The 17,499-nt window shown below is 70.0% G+C and carries 16 protein-coding genes; 10 read left to right on the top strand and 6 right to left on the bottom strand.

The features are described 5' to 3' along the window. Positions 1–209 precede the first annotated feature (209 nt). From FH610_RS02720 to FH610_RS02695, 7 genes are all read left to right on the top strand, one after another. A complete protein-coding gene (locus FH610_RS02720; protein ID WP_205825485.1) occupies positions 210–1,760 on the top strand; it encodes an ABC transporter substrate-binding protein in 1,551 nt (516 codons plus the stop codon). Positions 1,761–1,840: 80 nt separating this feature from the next. Further along, positions 1,841–2,707 carry a carbohydrate ABC transporter permease gene (locus FH610_RS02715; RefSeq protein ID WP_205825484.1) on the top strand — a complete coding sequence of 289 codons (867 nt, stop codon included), beginning with the start codon at positions 1,841–1,843 and terminating at the stop codon, positions 2,705–2,707. After that, a complete protein-coding gene (locus FH610_RS02710; RefSeq protein WP_139572572.1) occupies positions 2,707–3,615 on the top strand; it encodes a carbohydrate ABC transporter permease in 909 nt (302 codons plus the stop codon). The genes FH610_RS02715 and FH610_RS02710 overlap by 1 nt, the downstream gene beginning before the upstream one ends. After that, the gene (locus tag FH610_RS02705) at positions 3,615–4,682 is read left to right on the top strand and encodes an ABC transporter ATP-binding protein (protein WP_139572571.1); all 1,068 of its coding nucleotides are present in this window, start codon (positions 3,615–3,617) and stop codon (positions 4,680–4,682) included. The genes FH610_RS02710 and FH610_RS02705 overlap by 1 nt, the downstream gene beginning before the upstream one ends. Then, positions 4,682–5,758, top strand: coding sequence for an ABC transporter ATP-binding protein (locus FH610_RS02700; RefSeq protein ID WP_139572570.1), 1,077 nt, complete (start codon positions 4,682–4,684; stop codon positions 5,756–5,758). Before FH610_RS02705 ends, FH610_RS02700 begins: the two co-directional genes overlap by 1 nt. A gap of 49 nt (positions 5,759–5,807) precedes the next feature. Continuing rightward, a complete protein-coding gene (locus FH610_RS42685) occupies positions 5,808–5,972 on the top strand; it encodes a hypothetical protein (protein WP_161627895.1) in 165 nt (54 codons plus the stop codon). 76 nt (positions 5,973–6,048) lie between these two features. After that, entirely contained in the window at positions 6,049–7,509 is a 1,461-nt protein-coding gene (locus tag FH610_RS02695; protein WP_139572569.1) for an NAD-dependent succinate-semialdehyde dehydrogenase, read from the top strand. Here the strand turns inward: FH610_RS02695 and FH610_RS02690 are convergent. Next, complete coding sequence (locus tag FH610_RS02690; RefSeq protein ID WP_139572568.1) at positions 7,485–7,766, bottom strand: hypothetical protein; 282 nt, start codon at positions 7,764–7,766, stop codon at positions 7,485–7,487. The two genes, FH610_RS02695 and FH610_RS02690, sit on opposite strands and share 25 nt — an antisense overlap. On the opposite strand from FH610_RS02690, the gene FH610_RS02685 reads away from it, so the two are divergent. Next, positions 7,765–9,003, top strand: a complete 1,239-nt coding sequence (locus FH610_RS02685; protein ID WP_139572567.1) for an iron-containing alcohol dehydrogenase — start codon at positions 7,765–7,767, stop codon at positions 9,001–9,003. The two genes, FH610_RS02690 and FH610_RS02685, sit on opposite strands and share 2 nt — an antisense overlap. A gap of 478 nt (positions 9,004–9,481) precedes the next feature. On the opposite strand, the gene FH610_RS02680 is transcribed toward FH610_RS02685, so the two are convergent. From FH610_RS02680 to FH610_RS02670, 3 genes are all read right to left on the bottom strand, one after another. Further along, entirely contained in the window at positions 9,482–10,702 is a 1,221-nt protein-coding gene (locus FH610_RS02680) for an NAD(P)/FAD-dependent oxidoreductase (protein ID WP_139572566.1), read from the bottom strand. A 92-nt stretch (positions 10,703–10,794) separates the two neighbouring features. Then, positions 10,795–11,739 (bottom strand): RNA polymerase sigma-70 factor, encoded by a 945-nt coding sequence (locus FH610_RS02675; RefSeq protein ID WP_139572565.1) that lies wholly within the window; start codon positions 11,737–11,739, stop codon positions 10,795–10,797. An 87-nt stretch (positions 11,740–11,826) separates the two neighbouring features. Next, positions 11,827–12,414 (bottom strand): TetR/AcrR family transcriptional regulator, encoded by a 588-nt coding sequence (locus tag FH610_RS02670; RefSeq protein ID WP_139572564.1) that lies wholly within the window; start codon positions 12,412–12,414, stop codon positions 11,827–11,829. A 76-nt stretch (positions 12,415–12,490) separates the two neighbouring features. Here FH610_RS02670 and FH610_RS02665 point away from each other — a divergent pair, with 76 nt between their 5' ends. Beyond that, a complete protein-coding gene (locus FH610_RS02665) occupies positions 12,491–13,477 on the top strand; it encodes an alpha/beta hydrolase (RefSeq protein WP_139572563.1) in 987 nt (328 codons plus the stop codon). A gap of 12 nt (positions 13,478–13,489) precedes the next feature. Here FH610_RS02665 and FH610_RS02660 read toward each other — a convergent pair whose 3' ends face one another. Together FH610_RS02660 and FH610_RS02655 are read right to left on the bottom strand one after the other, a co-directional pair. Next, positions 13,490–14,680 carry a PAS domain-containing sensor histidine kinase gene (locus FH610_RS02660; protein ID WP_139572562.1) on the bottom strand — a complete coding sequence of 397 codons (1,191 nt, stop codon included), beginning with the start codon at positions 14,678–14,680 and terminating at the stop codon, positions 13,490–13,492. Between the two features lie 192 nt (positions 14,681–14,872). Beyond that, positions 14,873–16,255, bottom strand: a complete 1,383-nt coding sequence (locus tag FH610_RS02655) for an MFS transporter (protein ID WP_240808709.1) — start codon at positions 16,253–16,255, stop codon at positions 14,873–14,875. Between the two features lie 123 nt (positions 16,256–16,378). Between FH610_RS02655 and FH610_RS02650 the strand changes: the two genes are divergently transcribed. After that, complete coding sequence (locus tag FH610_RS02650) at positions 16,379–17,308, top strand: LysR family transcriptional regulator (protein ID WP_139572560.1); 930 nt, start codon at positions 16,379–16,381, stop codon at positions 17,306–17,308. Positions 17,309–17,499: the final 191 nt, after the last annotated feature.

Below are 17,499 nucleotides of genomic sequence, written 5' to 3'. Positions count from 1 at the left end.
GGGATATTGACGCCCCCACTCGGATCGTATAGGAAAGGTGGCGGATGCCAGCCATCCTTCACCCAACGCGGAATCACCCGCCATCGCTCCGCTTCGATCAGTTGGAGCTCCTATGAGCTTGCTCGACGTCCTACTCAATTCGCCACCAGGCCGATAAGGACCGAAGGACTTCTCGACTGTTTGAAGCCCCATCACGTCGCGGCGTACTCGTGACGCCGGTCTGCGGGTCAGCCCCTGCGACAGCCGGCAACACGCCTGAACAACCCCCCCAGCAACTGCTCGGCGAAGCACGCAGCAGGGCTCCAGAGGTCCCCACCCAGAAAGCAGGCAAGAGGATGCGGTATCCACAGCGAATAGGACGACTGTCGGTTTCCGGTCGAAAGGGGCGGCTGGCGGCGGCCATTTTGGTGGCCGCGACCGTGGCGGCTTGCGGCGGCAGCGGCGGCGGCACGCAGGAGAGCGCCCCCAAGGCGCCGGCGACCATCCCGGAGCTCACCAAGGACCCGCTGACCCTCAAGTTCATCTGGTTCGACTGGCCCCCCGCCCACGCGCTGGAAGCCTTCGCGAACGCGGAGTACGCCAAGGAGCGGCCGAACGTGACCGTCAAGGTCAACACCGTGCCGAACGCGAACTGGCACGACGCGATGTTCACCCAGTTCGCAGCGCACAAGACCGACTTCGACATCCCGATCCTGGACTCGCAGCACATCGGCGAGGCCGTGACGAACGGCAACATCCTCGACATCACCGACTTCGTCAAGAAGAACATCGATGTCAATGCCTACAACCCGTACCTCCTGGCGGCCTACGGCCAGTACCCCCAGGCGGAGACCGGCAAGCGCGACGAAAACGCCAGCATGTACGGCCTGCCGCTGCTCGGCGACACCTGGACGATGATCTACCGCAAGGATCTTATCGGCGACAAGCCACCGCAGACGTGGGACGAGATGATCTCAGTCGCCGAGAAGTGCCAGGCGGACCACCCTGGCGTCAGCGGGCTGGCTTTCCACCAGGCCAACGGCTCCGACGCCGCGGCCGTGACCTACAACACGGTCAACGGCGTCTACGGCGGCAACCTCTGGGACGCCAAGACGCGCAAGATCGACGGCGTCCTCAACGACGCTGCGGGCCAGGAGGCGATGGACGTCCTGGTCAACAAGATGAAGCCGCTGACCGCCAAGGGCTCCGGCAACTGGTTCATCGACGAGGTGAACGCGGCGGTCGCCCAGGGCAAGGCATGCATCGCGTTCAACTGGATCGCCGCGAGCGGCGGCCTGCTCGACCCGAAGCAGTCGACGCTCGGCACCACCCGGGAGCAGATTCTCGACAAGCTCGGTTTTGCCCCCCTGCCGAGCCAGAAGACGAACCTGGTGCCTCTCGGCGGCATGGGGATGCACGTGTCGGCCTACTCGCCCCAGGCGAACCAGGCGGAGGCCCTGAACTTCATGAAGTGGTTCGAGCAGGCTGACATCCAGAAGAAGTGGGCCGCGGCTGGTGGCGTGCCATCGCGTACGGACGCCCTGGCATCGCCCGAGTTCCTCAATGCCGGGCCGTTCAACAAGGTGTACGCCGACTCGGTTCCGCGGATGCGGGACATGTGGAACGTGCCCGAGTACGCGCGCCTCGTCGACATCGAGAACACCAACGTGAACGCGGCTCTCAACGGCGCGAAGAAGCCGAAGGACGCGCTCGACGACATCGCCAAGCAGCAGCAGGGCGTGCTCGACTCCGGCAACCGCAAGGGCGGCGGCGGACTGTGAGTGACCCCGTCCCTCTGACGACCGACCACCCCGGGCAGGTGGCGTCCGCGACGCCGCCTGCACCGGGTCGGTCCCGCCGCTTGAGCGACCGCACGCTCGCCGTGGCCTTCATCTCCCCGGCGCTGCTGCTGTTGCTCGCAATGTCGGTTTTCCCGTTGCTGTGGGCGTTGTACCTGTCTTTCACCGACTACTCGGCCACCCGCGGGGGGCCGGCCCACTTCGTCTGGTTTGAGAACTACACCGCCATCCTGGCTTCGGCGCAGGTCCACCTGAGGGCCTTGACGACGTTGATCTACGTGGTCGGCGCGGTCGTCCTGCAGACCGTGCTCGGTTTCGCCATCGCCTACCTGATCTCACGGCGCACGCGCGGGCGAGGAGTGCTGACCACTCTGTTCCTGGTTCCGATGATGCTGTCGCCGGTCGTGGTCGGGCTGTTCTGGCGATTCATGCTCGACGCGCAGTTCGGCGTGATCAACAGCATGCTCGGCTCGCTCGGCCTGGGGCAGGTGGAGTGGCTCACCCGGCAGCGAACGGCCCTGATTTCCCTGATCGTGGTCGACACCTGGCAATGGACGCCGTTCATCATGCTCATCGCCCTCGCGGGCCTTACCGCGGTTCCCAAGTACTTGTACGAGGCCGCCTCGATCGATCGGGCGTCCGAGTGGTTCAAGTTCCGCACCATCACTCTTCCGCTGGTGTGGCCGCTGCTCCTCATCGCCGTGTTGTTCAGGGCCATCGAGGCCTTCCGGCTGTTCGACCTCGTCTACATCCTCACCAACGGAGGTCCGGGGGTCTCCACCGAGACGTTGTCGTTCCACGTCTACAAGGTCGGGTTCCTGGGCTTCAACACTGGTACCGCCTCGGCGTACGGGATCCTCATGGTCCTCGTCGTCATCGTCCTGACGCAGCTCTACCTGCGCTACTTGAACAAGCTCAAGGAGGACTGATGGCCGTCTCCGTCGACGAGGCCGTGTCCACAGGTCCTGGCCGGGATCACACGCCCCCCGCGCGTCGCTCCGGCGGCCGGGGCCGCTCCGTGCTGGAGGTCGCGCTGCTGGCCGTGCTGGCCGTCGTGATGCTCTTTCCGGCGCTGTGGATGATCGAGACGTCCATCAAGGAGAACCGGGACGTCTACGCCATCCCGGCCAAGTTCTTCGACTTCACGGTCACTTTGGAGCATTTCAAGGACGTGTTCGTCGCCTCCGGCGGCCGCTCGGCCTTGTCCGTCTCGTTCCTCAACTCCGTCGTGGTCGCCGGGGTCTCCACGGCGCTGGCCACCGTGCTGGGGGTCCCGGCGGCCTGGGCCTACTCGCGCTTCTCCGTGAAGGCCAAGAAGGACCAACTGTTCTTCATCCTGTCCACCCGCTTCATGCCGCCCGTGGTGGTCGTGATCCCGATCTTCCTCATGTACCGCCAGGTCGGACTCATCGACAGCAAGCTCGGCCTGATCCTCATCTACGCCGCGTTCAATGTCCCGTTCACGATCTGGATGATGAAGGGGTTCGTCGACGAGGTGCCCGCAGAATACGAGGATGCCGCCATGCTCGACGGCTACACCCGCTTGCAGGCGTTCTGGCGATACACCCTTCCCCTGCTCCTGCCCGGCATCGCCGCGACCGCGGTCTTCGCACTCATCTTCTCGTGGAACGAGTTCGTGTTCGCCATCTTCCTTACCTCCAGCGACACCGTGCGGACGGCCCCGCCCGCCATCGCCGGCCTCATCGGTGGAACCACTGTGGACTGGGGTCTCGTGGCCGCCGCCTCCGTAGTGTTCGCCCTACCGGTGCTCGTCTTCGCCTACCTGGTGCGCAAGCACCTCGTCGCCGGTGTGACGCTCGGGGCGGTGCGACGCTGATGGCGGGCATCGAGGTGACCGCCCTGCACAAGCGCTACCCGGACGGGACGGTCGCAGTCGAACACGTGGACCTGTCCATCGGCGACGGCGAGCTGTTCGTGATGCTCGGCCCTTCGGGTTGCGGCAAGACGACCACGCTGCGGGCCATAGCCGGCCTGGAGAGGCAGACGACGGGCGACATCCGCATCGGCGACACGCTGGTCAACGACCTGCCGCCCGCCGAGCGCGACATCGCCATGGTGTTCCAGTTCTACGCTCTCTACCCGCATCTGAGAACCCGCGACAACCTGGCGTTCCCACTGCGGGCCGAGGGACTGCCCAAGGCGGAGGTGCGCGAGCGGGTCGACGAGGCCGCCCGGCTGATGCGGCTCACCCCGCTCCTGGACCGGCGACCGCACCGGCTGTCCGGCGGGGAGCAGCAGCGCGTCGCGCTTGCCCGCGCCCTGGTGCGACGACCGCGCGCATTCCTCATGGACGAACCGCTTACCAATCTGGACGCGGAGCTGAGGGAGGACATGCGCACGGAGATCAAGCACCTGCAGGGGGAGCTGGGGGCGACGATGGTCTACGTCACCCACGACCAAGTCGAGGCGATGTCGCTCGGTCACAGAATCGCGATCCTCAACAAGGGCCGCGTCGAGCAGATCGGCACGCCGCTGGAAGTCTACGACCGCCCGGCGAGTCTTTTCTGCGCCGCGTTCATCGGCTCACCGCCGATGAACCTGATCGAGGTGGAGGTGGCCGACGGGAAGCTGCGCGGTCAGGGCGGACTGGTCCTCACGCCACCGCCAGGCCTGCCGCGCGACCGTCGCCTGGTCGCAGGCGTCCGGCCGGAGGCGCTGGAAGTCACAGAACCAGGGGCGGAACATTCGGTCCCGGCCCGCGTGGTCTCGGCGGAGTGGCTGGGCGACGAGATCATCTACGTGGTTGACCACGGCGGCCAGCGCGACGTACGGGTTCGGATGCCACCGACTGTCCGTTTCGCCGCTGACGCACCGGTCGGGCTGCGGCACACCGGCGGGCCCCCGCCGGTCTACGACGTGAGCACGGAAGAGCTGGTGGCCTGATGGGAACCGTGGCAGTGCAGGGGCTGCGCAAGTCCTTCGGTAAGGTCCAGGCCCTGGACGGGGTGACGCTGGACGTGCCGGACGGCTCGTTCTTCGTCGTGCTCGGACCCTCCGGGGCAGGCAAGACGACGACCCTGCGAGCGATCGCCGGCCTTGAGAAGCTTGACGCCGGGTCGGTGCATCTGGACGGGAGGGACGCGACCGGTGACGCCCCGGCCGAACGCGACCTGGCCATGGTCTTCCAGAGCTACGCCCTCTACCCGCGACTCACGGCGTACGAGAACATCGCTTCGCCGCTGCGGGCACGCCGCTGTTCTTCGAGCGAGATCGCCGCTGCCGTCGAACGGATGTCGAGCCTGCTGCACATCGAACGTCTGCTGCAGCGTCGTCCGGCGCAGATGTCGGGCGGTGAGATGCAGCGTGTCGCCCTGGCCCGGGCGCTGGTCCGTCGCCCGCGCGCGTTTCTCATGGACGAGCCGCTGACGAACCTCGACCTCAAGCTCCGCGTCGAGATGCGCACCGAGCTCACCCGCATCCACCGGAGCCTCGGAGCGACCTTCATCTACGTGACCAACGACCAGGTCGAGGCCCTGTCCATGGCCGACCGGGTCGCGGTCCTCAAGGACGGGAAGGTGCAACAGGTCGGAACGCCGGCCGAGGTGTACGAGCGTCCGGCCAACCAGTGGGTCGCGGGATTCGTCGGGAGCCCGCAGATCAGCCTGCTCCCCTGCCACGCCGAGGGAGATCGTCTGGTCGGGGCGGAAGGCTGGACGCTGCCGCGGCCCCGCTGGAGCACGGCTGAGGACGGTCGTCCGCTGGTGCTGGGCCTGCGCGCGGAGGACCTGTCCGTCGAGCAGCGTGGGGACGCGTCGTTGCCGGGTGAGCTCTACGGCCTTGAGCCGCTCGGTGACCGGACGGTGGTCGACGTCCAAGTGGGGACGGAGATCCTCAAGGTCAAGGCACGACCCACCTTCACCGGTACGCCGGGCGAGCGGCTGCATGTGACGGTCGACCTGGACCGTGCGCACCTGTTCGATGCGGGCACCGGGCTGGCGCTGTCCGAGGCCGGGAGGTAACCGCCCGGAGGTAACCGCACAGGGCGGCGACGTCACCATGCGCCCGCACGTGGCAATCGAGCCTCGGCGGACCGTCACCGGTGAGCACGGCCTGACGACGCCGAAGCAGCCACGGCCCGAGAAGGCGATCGGTGGCGCGGGGCGTCGCCCTGCAGCCAGGGCCAAGGCCACGTTCGACCCGCTCGGCAACCTCGACCCCGACGAGGTCGTGTGACCCGTTCGTCAACGCGCGTGGCGCGATCGCTGAGGTCACGCTGCACATCACCAGGAACATCACAGGAGGCGACGCAATGAGTGACCCGATGAACGTCCTGGCCCCCGAGCACCGGCGGCTCCGGATCGGCGACGCCTGGCGCGACGCCGCCAGCGGAGCCACCTTTGCCGTCGAGGACCCGGCGACCGGCAAGACCATCGCCGAGGTGGCGGACGCCGGCGTCGTTGACGGGCTCGCCGCTCTGGACGCGGCGAGCAAGGCGATGGCGGAGTGGGCGGCGACCCCGCCGCGAAAACGGTCAGAGTTGTTGCTTGCGACGTACCGGGCACTGACCGAGCGATCCGAGGAGGTCGCCCGGCTGATAACGCTCGAGATGGGCAAGCCGCTCGCCGAGGCTCGGGGAGAGGTGGCCTACGGCGCCGAGTTCTTCCGTTGGTTCGCCGAGGAGGCGGTGCGCGTCGAGGGGCGCTACAACACCGCTCCCGCTGGTGGATATCGCGTCCTCACCGTGCCGAAGCCGGTCGGCCCGTGCGTCTTCGTGACGCCCTGGAACTTCCCGTTGGCCATGGGCGCCCGCAAGATCGCGCCTGCGCTGGCGGCGGGCTGCACGACGATCACCAAGCCGGCCGCCCAGACGCCACTCACCATGCTGTTCCTGGCTCGCATCATGGAGGAGGTCGGCGTACCCCCGGGCGTCGTCAACGTCGTGACGACCAAGCGTTCCGGCGAGGTGGTCTCAGCACTGCTGGCCGACCGTCGGACCCGCAAGCTTTCGTTCACCGGGTCGACCGAGGTCGGGCGCGTGCTGCTACGGCAGGCGGCGGACAACGTGCTGCGCACCTCGATGGAACTGGGCGGCAACGCGGCTCTGATCGTGTGTGCCGACGCGGACCTGGACGTCGCGCTCGACGGCGCCATGGTGGCCAAGATGCGCAACATCGGGGAGTCCTGCATCGCGGCCAACCGGATCTACGTCGAGGAGCCGGTGCGCGAGGAGTTCACGGCGCGCTTCGTCGAGCGGATGGGCGCGCTCTCGGTGGGCCATGGTCTCGACGACGGCGTCAACGTCGGGGCGTTGATCGACGAGCCCTCGGTCGCCAAGATCGACGAGCTCGTCACCGACGCGGTCGATCGCGGTGCCCGTGCCTTGGTGGGCGGCGAGCGGCCGGATGGGCCGGGCCACTTCTACCCGCCCACGGTCCTCGTCGACGTGCCCGAAGACGCGCAGATCCTGCAGGAGGAAATCTTCGGCCCGGTGGCGCCGATCATCTCGTTCACGTCCGACGACGAGGTGATCGCGAAGGCCAACGACACCGAGCACGGCCTGGCCGGATACGTCTTCACCCGTGACCTCCAGCGTGCGCTCCGGTTCGCCGAAAGGCTGGAGACGGGGATGATCGGCATCAACCGTGGTCTGATCTCGGACCCGTCAGCTCCGTTCGGGGGCGTGAAGCAGTCCGGGATCGGCAAGGAGGGGTCGCACGAGGGCATTCTCGAGTACCTCGACGTCACCTACGCGGCGATCGACCTGCCGTGACCGGCCTGCTGCTCCGGGTGCCCGCCGAGGATCACCGCGCCCTGTGCACACATGACCTGACCGGCCTCCACCCGTGGGGCGGGACCCGGGCCATGGTCGGCACGAACCCGAGGGCGCCCGGGCACGACCGAGTCGGGGAGCCCGGCGCGCGCCTGCGCCACCCGGCAGCCGACCTTGCCGACGCCGTCCCGGTCTCGCAGGTGACCTGGACGTCCGCCCAGCACATCACCGCCGACGTTCCAGAGAGGCACTGACATGCTTGAGACCGTCCGCGGACCACGCCAGCTGATAGTGGGCGAAGGGGTCGCGCAGAACATCCCACGAGTGGTGGCCGAGTGTGGCTCGCGAGTCCTCATCGTGACCGACCGGGTTCTTCTGGGGCAGCCGGGCGTGGCCGAGATCGTGGCCGGCGTGCGGGAGAAGGTCGCGGTCGTCGGGGTGTTCGCCGACGCGACTCCGGACGTGCCACTCGCCGATGTCGCCCTGGCCGTCTCGGTCGCCGCGGAGGTGGACGCCGACGTGATCCTCGCCATCGGGGGTGGCACGGTGATCGACCTCGCCAAAATCGTCGGCGTCATCCGGCGCCACGGTGGGACGCCGCGCGACTACTACGGCGAGTCGAAGGTGCCGGGGCCGACGATTCCTCTCGTCGCGGTCCCGACGACGTCAGGCACCGGCTCCGAGCTCACGCCCGTCTCGGTGTTGACCGACCCGGACCGCGAGTTGAAGGTGGGGGTCTCCAGCGTCCACATCGTGCCCGACTTCGCCATCGTCGACCCCGAGCTCACCTACTCCTGCCCTGCGACCGTCACCGCCCACTCCGGCATCGACGCGTTCTGTCACGCGGTGGAGAGCTACACCGCGCGACCCCGGGCCCACGGACCGAGCGACCCGGTGGAGCAGGTCTTCCTCGGCCGCAACTCGATCACCGATCACTACGCGCTCCTGGCCGCGGAGCGGATCGCCCGCAGCTTGCCCCGTGCCGTCAGGGACGGAGGCGACAAGGACGCGCGCGCGGACATGTCCTATGGGTCCATGCTGGCCGGGCTTGCATTTTCCCACGCAGGCACCGCGGCTCCGCACGCCCTCCAGTACCCCATCGGCGCAGCCACCCACACGCCGCACGGCCTGGGCGTCGGGCTGCTGCTGCCCTACGCGCTGGACGCGGCCAAGGATGCCATCGGCGACCGGTTGGCCACCCTCGCCCGGGTGTGCGGGCTCGACGTGACCGACGCCTCGGATGCCGAGGCCGCAGATGCGTTCCTCACCTGGCTCGACGGGCTCCTTGCCGACATCGGTATCCCTGCCACCTTGGCGGACATCGGCGTGGCACGCGCCGACCTCCCGCGCTTCGCGGAGATGGCCAGTGGCGTCACCCGCTTGATCCAGAACCATCCAGGCCCGAGCGACACCGCCAGCCTGACCGCGATCCTCGAAGCGGCCTGGATCGGGGACCGGACCCGACACGTCCTGACTACGGAGCAGAGATGGTGACGGGCCTTTCACACGACGACGAGTTCCCTGCCCCACCCTGGGTATCGGAATTGTCGGCTACGCCTTGATGGGAGCCGCCCATTCCCAGGCCTGGCGCACGGCTGCACGCCCACCAGGCCGGCCACGGCCACAACAGCCGCAACCCCCACCGGCCCACCTCGCTTCACGCGGTGACATGACGTAATCATTTCGCTGCGGACAGATCAACGCGAGTGAACAACCGAATCGTGATCGCATCTGCTCCCGGCCCCGACCAGGCCGGCCACCACCCCAAGATCATTTCACTACCCGCCCAACAGGTGGCCGGCGCTTCGGGCCTCGTCGCCCGTCTGCCCGGATGGGCCCCTGCGCGTCAAAACAGGATGTCGCGCACGCGTAACGGCCGATACCCCGTGGGTCCGAGCTGGGCCGGCTCGCCTTCCGTCCACGGGCCAGAGACCTCGACGCTCCGTCGTCTTCTCCGGCCGCCTGCTTCGTTCTACGCCGGCGCCTTGACGGCCGAGCCCGCCGCGGCCGGCTTCCGCGTGACGCGGCGGCGCCGGGTCGGCAGCCCGAGCGTCGGGTTGGCGACGCCCCAGGCGGCGCTCTTGCAGACCAGCTCCTTGTAGACGGCGGCCAGCCGTCCGGTCAGGACCGCCCGAACGGCGCGGTCGTCGGCGGTGACGTACTGGATCAAGCCCTCCTTGCGGCCCAGCGAGATGCACTGGTTGAAGTAGCGGATCGGCGCGTTGGGGAGCTTCCCGCCGGTCAGGCGCGCGGCGATCGCGTCGGCTGCCTGCCAGGCAGCCGGAGTTCCCGAGGCGCACGACATGCGCAGCGGCTTGTTCCCTGGGCCCATCGCCATGGCCGCGTCACCGATGGCGTACACGTCCGGGTGGGAGACCGAGCGCATGGTCCCGTCGACCACGATCTGGCCGGTGCCGGTGACCTCCATGGCGGTCGCCTTGGCGATCGGGTGGACCGCGAAGCCGGTGGTCCACACTGTGACCGCGGCGGGAATGGCCGTGCCGTCGGCGGTGAGCACGCGGTCGGCTTCGACACCGGTGACGGTGGCGTGCTCGTGCACGGTGATCCCCAGCCTGCCGAAGACCTTTCGCAGGTGCTCACGGCCCTTGGGCGACAGCCAGTCGCCGAGGTCGCCGCCGGCGGCGAGTGCGACATCGAGGTCCGGGCGGGCCTCGGCGATCTCGGCGGCGGCCTCCACGCCGGTGAGGCCGCCGCCGACGACGACCACGGTCTGCCCGGCGTCGAGGCGGGCCAGGCGCTCGCGCAGCCGCAGCGCTCCAGGCCGGCCGGCGATCTCGTAGGCGTGCTCGGCTGCCCCGGGGACGTCCTGGGCGTTCCAGCCGCTGCCGAGGGCGTAGACGAGCGTGTCATAGGCGATTTCTTCGGCGGACCCGGGTGCGGTCACGCCGGCGCCGTTCGCGTCGGTGATGGTGACGGTCTTGCGGTCGACGTCGACGCCGGTGACCTTCGCGAGCCTCAGCTCGACGCCGGTGCCCGCGAACATCTCGCTGAACGGCCGGGGCTTGAGGTCCTGGCCGGTCGCCAGCTGGTGCATGCGGACGCGTTCGACGAAGTCGGGCTCGGCGTTGACGAGGGTGATGGCGACGTCATCGCGGCGGAGCCGCTTGGCCAGGCGCCCGGCGGCGATCGCTCCGGTGTATCCGCCTCCGAGGACGATGATGCGGTGCTGCATTCCCTTGCTCCTGTCTTGCGCGATTTGCCACCTGAACCGGGCGGCGTGCCGTTTCCTGACAGGAATGCGGTGTGAAGCACCTCACACAGCGATCAGAAAGCCGTGAACAGGGGCTCCCCGTGGTCGGTGACCGCCCACTGCTCGGTCGCGCGTTCGAGCTTGTCGGGGTTGACCTGGTTGCGGAACGCGGCGATGCCCCCGGCGGTGACCTCCAGGCACATGACACCGACGACCCGGCCGTCCACGACGGCCACGACAGCGGGGTCGCCGTTGGCGGTCCAGATGTAGACCTCGGGCGTGCCGCCGACCATGGCGCGCTTGACCTCGGCCGGTTTGAACAGGCCCCGCAGGAACTTCGCGACCGCGACGGCGCCCTCGAACGCCTTGGCGCGGGCCGGGACCTTCCCGCCGCCGTCGCCTATCGCGATGGCGTCTTCGGTGAGCAGGCGCACGAGCGGCTCGATCCGGCCGCTGGTGGCGGCCGCCAGGAACTCCTCGACGATGCGCCGGGTGACGGCCTCGTCGATCTCGGTGCGGGCCTTGCCGTCCGCGACGTGCTTCTTGGCGCGGTGGAAGATCTGCTGGCTGGCGGCCTCGGTGATGTCGAGGATCTCGGCGATCTCCCGGTGCGGGTAGTCGAAGGCCTCCCGCAGCACGTACACCGCCCGCTCGTTGGGGGACAGTCGCTCCATGAGGGCGAGGACCGCGTACGAGACCGATTCGCGCTGCTCGGCGGTGTCGGCCGGGCCGAGCATCGGGTCCCCGGCGAGCAGCGGCTCGGGAAGCCACTGGCCCACATAGGTCTCGCGGCGCGCCCGCGCGGAGGTGAGCTGGTTGAGGCACAGGTTGGTGAGGACCTTCGTCAGCCAGGCCTCGGGGACCTCGATACGGCCGACATCGACGGCCTGCCAGCGCAGGAACGTCTCCTGCACGGCGTCCTCGGCCTCACCGGCGGAGCCGAGGAGGCGGTAGGCGATGGCCTCCAGGCGCGGCCGGGATGCCTCGAACCGGTCGACGTCGTTCACGGTCAAGGGCATGACCCGATCCTAGATCGGGCGGCATGCACCGCCGCCGTCGCATCCGCGTCCCGCAGTTGTTCACCGTACGCGTCGTGAGCGGGCCGGTCATCGGGTCTCGGCTTTGTCGGCGCCGTCGGCGAAATGCCGCAGAACCATGTCGACCAGTGCGGTGACATCGGCGTCGGCCATCGGCGAGCCGGTCATGCCCATCCGGTGAAGCAGGGTTCCGACGACGACGTCGATGAAGAACAGGACCCGGGTCTCCGGCTCGCCGAGCGCGTCCTGCAACTGGAGCCGGTAGGGGTCCTGGAACCGCGCGGACAAGATCTCGCGCAGGGGCGGATCGCTGACGGCGTCGCTGAACACGCCGGCGAACGCGTCGCCGATGCCGGGCTCGCCGATCTTCGCCGCGATCCAACGGATGGTCGAGGACATCAGCTCTGCCTGGCTGGTGCCCTCCAGTGGCACCGGGCCGAGCGCGTCAAGCAGGCAGTCCACGATCAGCTCGCCCTTCGACGGCCAGCGACGGTAGATCGTCGTCTTCGCGACGCCGGCCCTGGCGGCGATGCGGTCGACGGTGGCACGCGCGTAGCCGAGCTCGTGGACCGTGCTCAGAGTCGCGGCGTAGACCACGGCGTTGACGCCGGACCGCGGGCGACCCGGTGGTCTGGCTGATGCGGTCCCTCGAGTCATGACCACACGATAACCTCTTTCGCTACGATAGGTATCGATACTCGCGGTAGCGAAACTATCGGGCTGAGGAGGAGACATGAACGAGGTCACCGGTGCGGAACGGCCGCCGATGGGCATCCGGCTGCTGCATGCCCTGCAGAAGGAACCGGACTGGCCGGCGATGACGGCCGAGGAGCTGGCCGCCTTGCGCGAGGCGGTGAACCGCAAGCGGGCGTCCCCTCTGGCACGGCTGATCAGCGGGTTCCCGGACCGGGACGCCACGATCCAGTGGCAGGAGGTGGCGCTGCCCGGCCGCGGGCTCCAGGTCCGGGTCTACCGGCCCTCACCCGGCCGGGCCGGCGTACGCGGCGACCTGCCGCTCGTGCTCCACGTGCACGGAGGCGGATTCGTGGGCACGGCGGTGCAGAGCGACTGGGTGAACAGCCACCTCGCCGCGCGACTGCCCGCGGTCGTCGTCTCGGTCGAGCACCGCCTCCTCGATCATGACACTCCGCTGTCGGCGGTCGTCGACGACGCCCGGGACGTGCTCCGGCACGTCGTGCAGAACGCCCCGCAGTGGGGGATCGACCCGGCGCGGACCGCCGTCTTCGGTGAGAGCACCGGCGCGATGGTCACCGCCCTGGCCGCGATCCGGGCCAGAGACTGCGGCCTGCTCCTACGGGCGCAGGTGCTGGTCAACGCCGCTGTCGACCTGACCTCGACGGGGTTCGAGCACGCCTCGATGAGCCGCCACGCCAACAGCCCGACCCTCAGCATGCCGCAGATTCGGCTGTTCCAGCGGCTCGCCGTTCCACCGGGAACCGATCCTCGTGCGCTGTCGCCGGTGTACGCCGACGATCTGAGCGGGCTGGCCCCGGCGCTCGTGGTGGTGCCGACCCTCGACCCGGTGGCCGATCACGGCCGCTGTTACGCCGAACGACTACGAGCGGCGGGGACACCCGCGCGGTTCACCGAGTATCCCGGAGCGACGCACGCGTTCCTCAGCATGCCGAGGCTGGTGCCGCAGGCGAGGGCCGCGCGAGCGGAGATCGCCGAGTTCCTCCGGGAGGCCCTCGCCGGATGACGGCCAGGGGCATCACTCGGTGGCGAGGGGGAGACGCAGGACGAAGCGGGCTCCACAGTGGTGTTCCGCGGCGTACAGCCGGCCGCCGTGCTCCTGGGCGATCTCCCGGGCGATGGACAGGCCGAGCCCGGACCCGCCGGGATCCAGTGCGCGGGCCTCCTCCCGGCGGTAGCGGCGCTCGAAGACCCGTTCGCGGTCCTCCGGTGGGATGCCGGGGCCGTCGTCGACGACCTCGAGGACGGCGTCGGGAGGGTCGGCGGCGACCACGACCTCGATCGTGGTGCGGGTGTGCCGCTCGGCGTTGGTCAGCAGATTGCCCAGCAGGCGGGCCAGGCGGATCGCAGAGGCGCGTACGCGCACGTTCGGGTCGAGGCGGGTGAGGACGGTGGCGCACGGGGTGCGGCGGTCCAGTTCCTCGCTGACGAACTCGGCGAGGTCGATCAGGTGCTCGCCCTCGTGCGTCTCGCTGTCGAGGCGGGCGAGGTCGAGCAGGTCGGCCACGATGTCGTTGAGCCGTTCGGCGTCGCGCAGCAGCTTGCGCAAGATCCGCTGCAGGTCGATGCCGGGTTCGGACAGCGCGACCTCCAGCTCGGTGAGCAGGCCCGTGATGGGGTTGCGCAGGTCGTGGGATGCGTCGTAGACCAGCCGCCGCTGCCGTTCGATGGCCTCGCGCAGGGCGGAGGTCGTCTCGCGCTGCTCCCGGTGCGCCCGCTGGAGCTGGTCGTTGAGGGTCTGCAATTGCAGGGCCAGGGAGGCCTGCTCGCCGCCCGCGCCGGCGCGCTGCAGCGCGCGGACGAAGTCGGTGACCTCCTCGATGCTGAGGACGATCCATCGGACCTCGCCGTGCGGGCCGGGCACGGGCGTGTTGACCGTGCTCCAATACCGTTCTTCGAACACCCCGGGCCGGCCCGGTGCCTCGATGTCGTACCTCTGCAGGGGCATGAAGTCGCGGTGGCGGGTGGTCACCACCTGCTCCAGGGAGGTCCGCAGTATCCGCGCCCCCTGCTGCTCGGAGTCCGCCGGCGCGGCGGGGTTGGGCGGGAAGGCATCGAACAGGTTGCGGCCCAGCAGGTCCTCCCGGCGGTGCCCGCTCACTTTGAGAAAGGCGTCGTTCACGGCGATTATGACGAAGTCGGGCGTCAGCACCACGGACGGGGCCTGGCCGGCCCTGAACACCGCCTCATAGTCGATCTCTGACCTCATGACCACGGTGCCCTTCTCGCACCCCGTCTTTCAGCCCCCGCAGTCGGCATGACTCCCAGCCGTCCGTCCCTCGGCCGTGCTGTCTCCCATTCCCGCGAGGCCGCGGGTCAACGGGGTACGCCCCCGAACGGGCCACGGAAAAAGAGATGAACGCGCCCGAAACCATCACCACGAGCGCCTATCGGCGGCGCCTCACCCGGCCGGGCGCCGGGTCGGCCGGGCGATGGCGACGGCCGCCGCGGCGCAGACCACGGCCGGCACGACCAGCGCGTACGCCGCGCCGCGGTATCCCTGATCGGGAACGCCGACGGTCACGAACGCGCCCGTCACGGCGACGCCGATCGTGGCGCCGCACTGCCGGGCCGCGTTGAGCAGCCCACCCGCCACCCCTGCGGCGCCTTCGGGAGCCGCGGTCACGACCAGGGTGGCCAGGGCGGGCAGCGCGAACGACACACCGAAGCCGGTGGCCACCAGCCCGGCCAGCAGGAACGGGTAGGAGGCGCCCGCCCAGACGGCCGCGCCGAACGCGACGCCGCCGGCCGCGAGCAGGCCAAGCCCCGTCAGCACCGGCGGCCGCGGCCCGGACCTGGCGACGATCCTGCCGGTCAGCAGCGGATTGACCGCGAAGGGCAGCGTCATGGGCAGGAGCGCCGCCCCGATCTGCCCCGGCGTCAGGCCCAGCGCCTGCTGGAAGAGCAGCGGCAGCACGAACAGCACCCCGCTCATCGCGAAGTTGACCGCCGCCCCCGCCAGCAGCGCACCGGGGACGCCGGGTGTCCGCAGCACGGCGGGCGCCAGGACCGGCGCGTGGCCCCGCCGCTCGCGTACGGCGAAGGCGTACACCGCCACAGCCGTGGCGCCCGCCGACCAGGCGGCGTGGACCAAGGAGTGGGCGCCGAGTGCGATCAGCGTGTCGGTCAGCAGCGCCACCGCCGCGCAGGCCAGGATCTGGGCGGCCCAGTCGATACGCCGGTCGCCGCGCGGGCAGCGTACGGCCGCTCCGGCCGTGAGCGCGAGGGTGACGGCGGCGAGCGGGGCGTTGATCAGGAAGATCGCCCGCCAGCCCGCCAGGTCGGTCAGCGCCCCGCCGGCCACCGGACCGGCCACGAGCGCGGCGCCGCTGGTCGCCGCCCAGACGGCGACCGCCCTGGCCCGCTCGGCGGGCACCGGATACAGCCGGGCGATCATCGCCATCGACGCGGGGACGCAGCCCGCCGCGGCCAAGCCGAGCAGCGCCCGCAGACCGACGAGCGCCCACAGCGACGGCGCGAACGCGCTCAGCAGGCTGACGAGGCCGAAGGCGGCGACGGCCACCCGGAACACGCGGTGCGCGCCGTACCGGTCGGCCACCGACCCGGCCGTCAGCAGCGCGGCGCCGAAGACGAGGGTGTAGCCGGTCACGGTCCACTGCAGCCCCGCGACGCCCGCGCCGCCGAAGGACCGGGCGAGGTCGGGCTCGGCGACCGACAGGACGGTGGTGTCGAGCAGCACCATGAAATAACCGAGCGCGATCCCGGCCAGCGCGCGGGCCCGGGCGGGTGCCGCCGGGGGAGCGGCGGAAACAGTCGACGTCACGAGGATCTCCAGGAGGTAGACAACCTGGGGGTCACTGTGGCGTCGGGCCGGCGTAGGGCTCCACCGCCCAAGCCGCAGGCGGCGTTCGGAATAACCGAACGCTCCCGGCCCGTTCGGTGCGGCATGGAACTGCGGCAGTTGCGCACCTTCGAGGCGGTTGTGGCACATCGGACGGTCACCGACGCCGCCGTCGCCCTGGATCTCGCGCCGTCGTCGGTGTCGGAGCAGATCAGGACGCTGGAACGGGACCTCGGAGTCGCCCTGTTCGAGCGGGGTCCCCGGGGGATGCGCCTGACCGCGGCGGGCGAGCGCCTACGCGGCTGGGCGCGCCGTCTGCTGGACCAGGCCGACCAGGCCCGGCGTGACGTCGCGGAGGCCCGCCCGGTGCTGCGGCTCGGCGCCCTGGAGACGATCGCCGCCGTGCACGTGCCCGCGGTCCTGGCCCGGCTGGCCGAGCGCCGTCCCGACCTCGTGGTGGAGGTGCGGTCGGACGGCGCCCGCGACCGTCTCCTGGACGCGGTCGCCGCCGCCGACCTCGACGCGGCGCTGCTGCTCGACACCGGGAACGATCTGGGCGGGCTCGGCTTCGGCGCGCCGGCCGCGCCGCTGGCCTTCCTCGACCTCGATCCCGTGCCGCTCGCGCTTGTCGCCGCGCCGGACCATCCGCTGGCCGCCGCGTCCCGGCTGCGCAAGGAGGACCTGTACGGCCAGCGACTGCTGGTCAACGTGCCCGCCTGCTCGTTCTGGCTGGCGGGGGAGCGCCTGCTGGGCGACCGGGTGGAGCGGGTGCGGGCGGGCGGCGTGCCCGTCATGCGGGCGTGGGCCGAGCGCGGCCTCGGGATCACGCTGCTGCCGTGGTTCGCGGTCGCCGATCAGGTCGCCGCCGGGGCCCTCGCCCGGCTCGCGTTCGACATCCCCGGCCTGAGCCTGCGCCTGGTGTGGAGGGCCGACCGCGAGGCCCTCCCCGGCATGCGCGAGATCCTGTACGCGAGCGCCGCCTCCGACGCGGTCGGCCTCCCTTCGCCCGCCGATCACGGCGCCGCGCGGCGGTGAGTCATCAGGCCGCCCCGGTGAGATCCGCGCGCGGATTCAGGAGCGAGACGGGCTCGTATCCGGGGTTGAGGAAGTTGCACGAGCCACAGATGACGTGGGCAGGTGAAGACGGGAGGGCAGTTCGTTCTCACTGAGCCTTCTTCATCACGCCGGGGAAGGCCGGCTCGCGCACGGTCACCGCGGACGTCGCC

This window comes from Microbispora catharanthi (genome assembly GCF_006334915.2).
GTDB lineage: Bacteria > Actinomycetota > Actinomycetes > Streptosporangiales > Streptosporangiaceae > Microbispora > Microbispora catharanthi.
The sequence above is the reverse complement of the archived record's forward strand: the minus strand, read 5'-3'. Positions and strand labels throughout refer to the sequence as shown.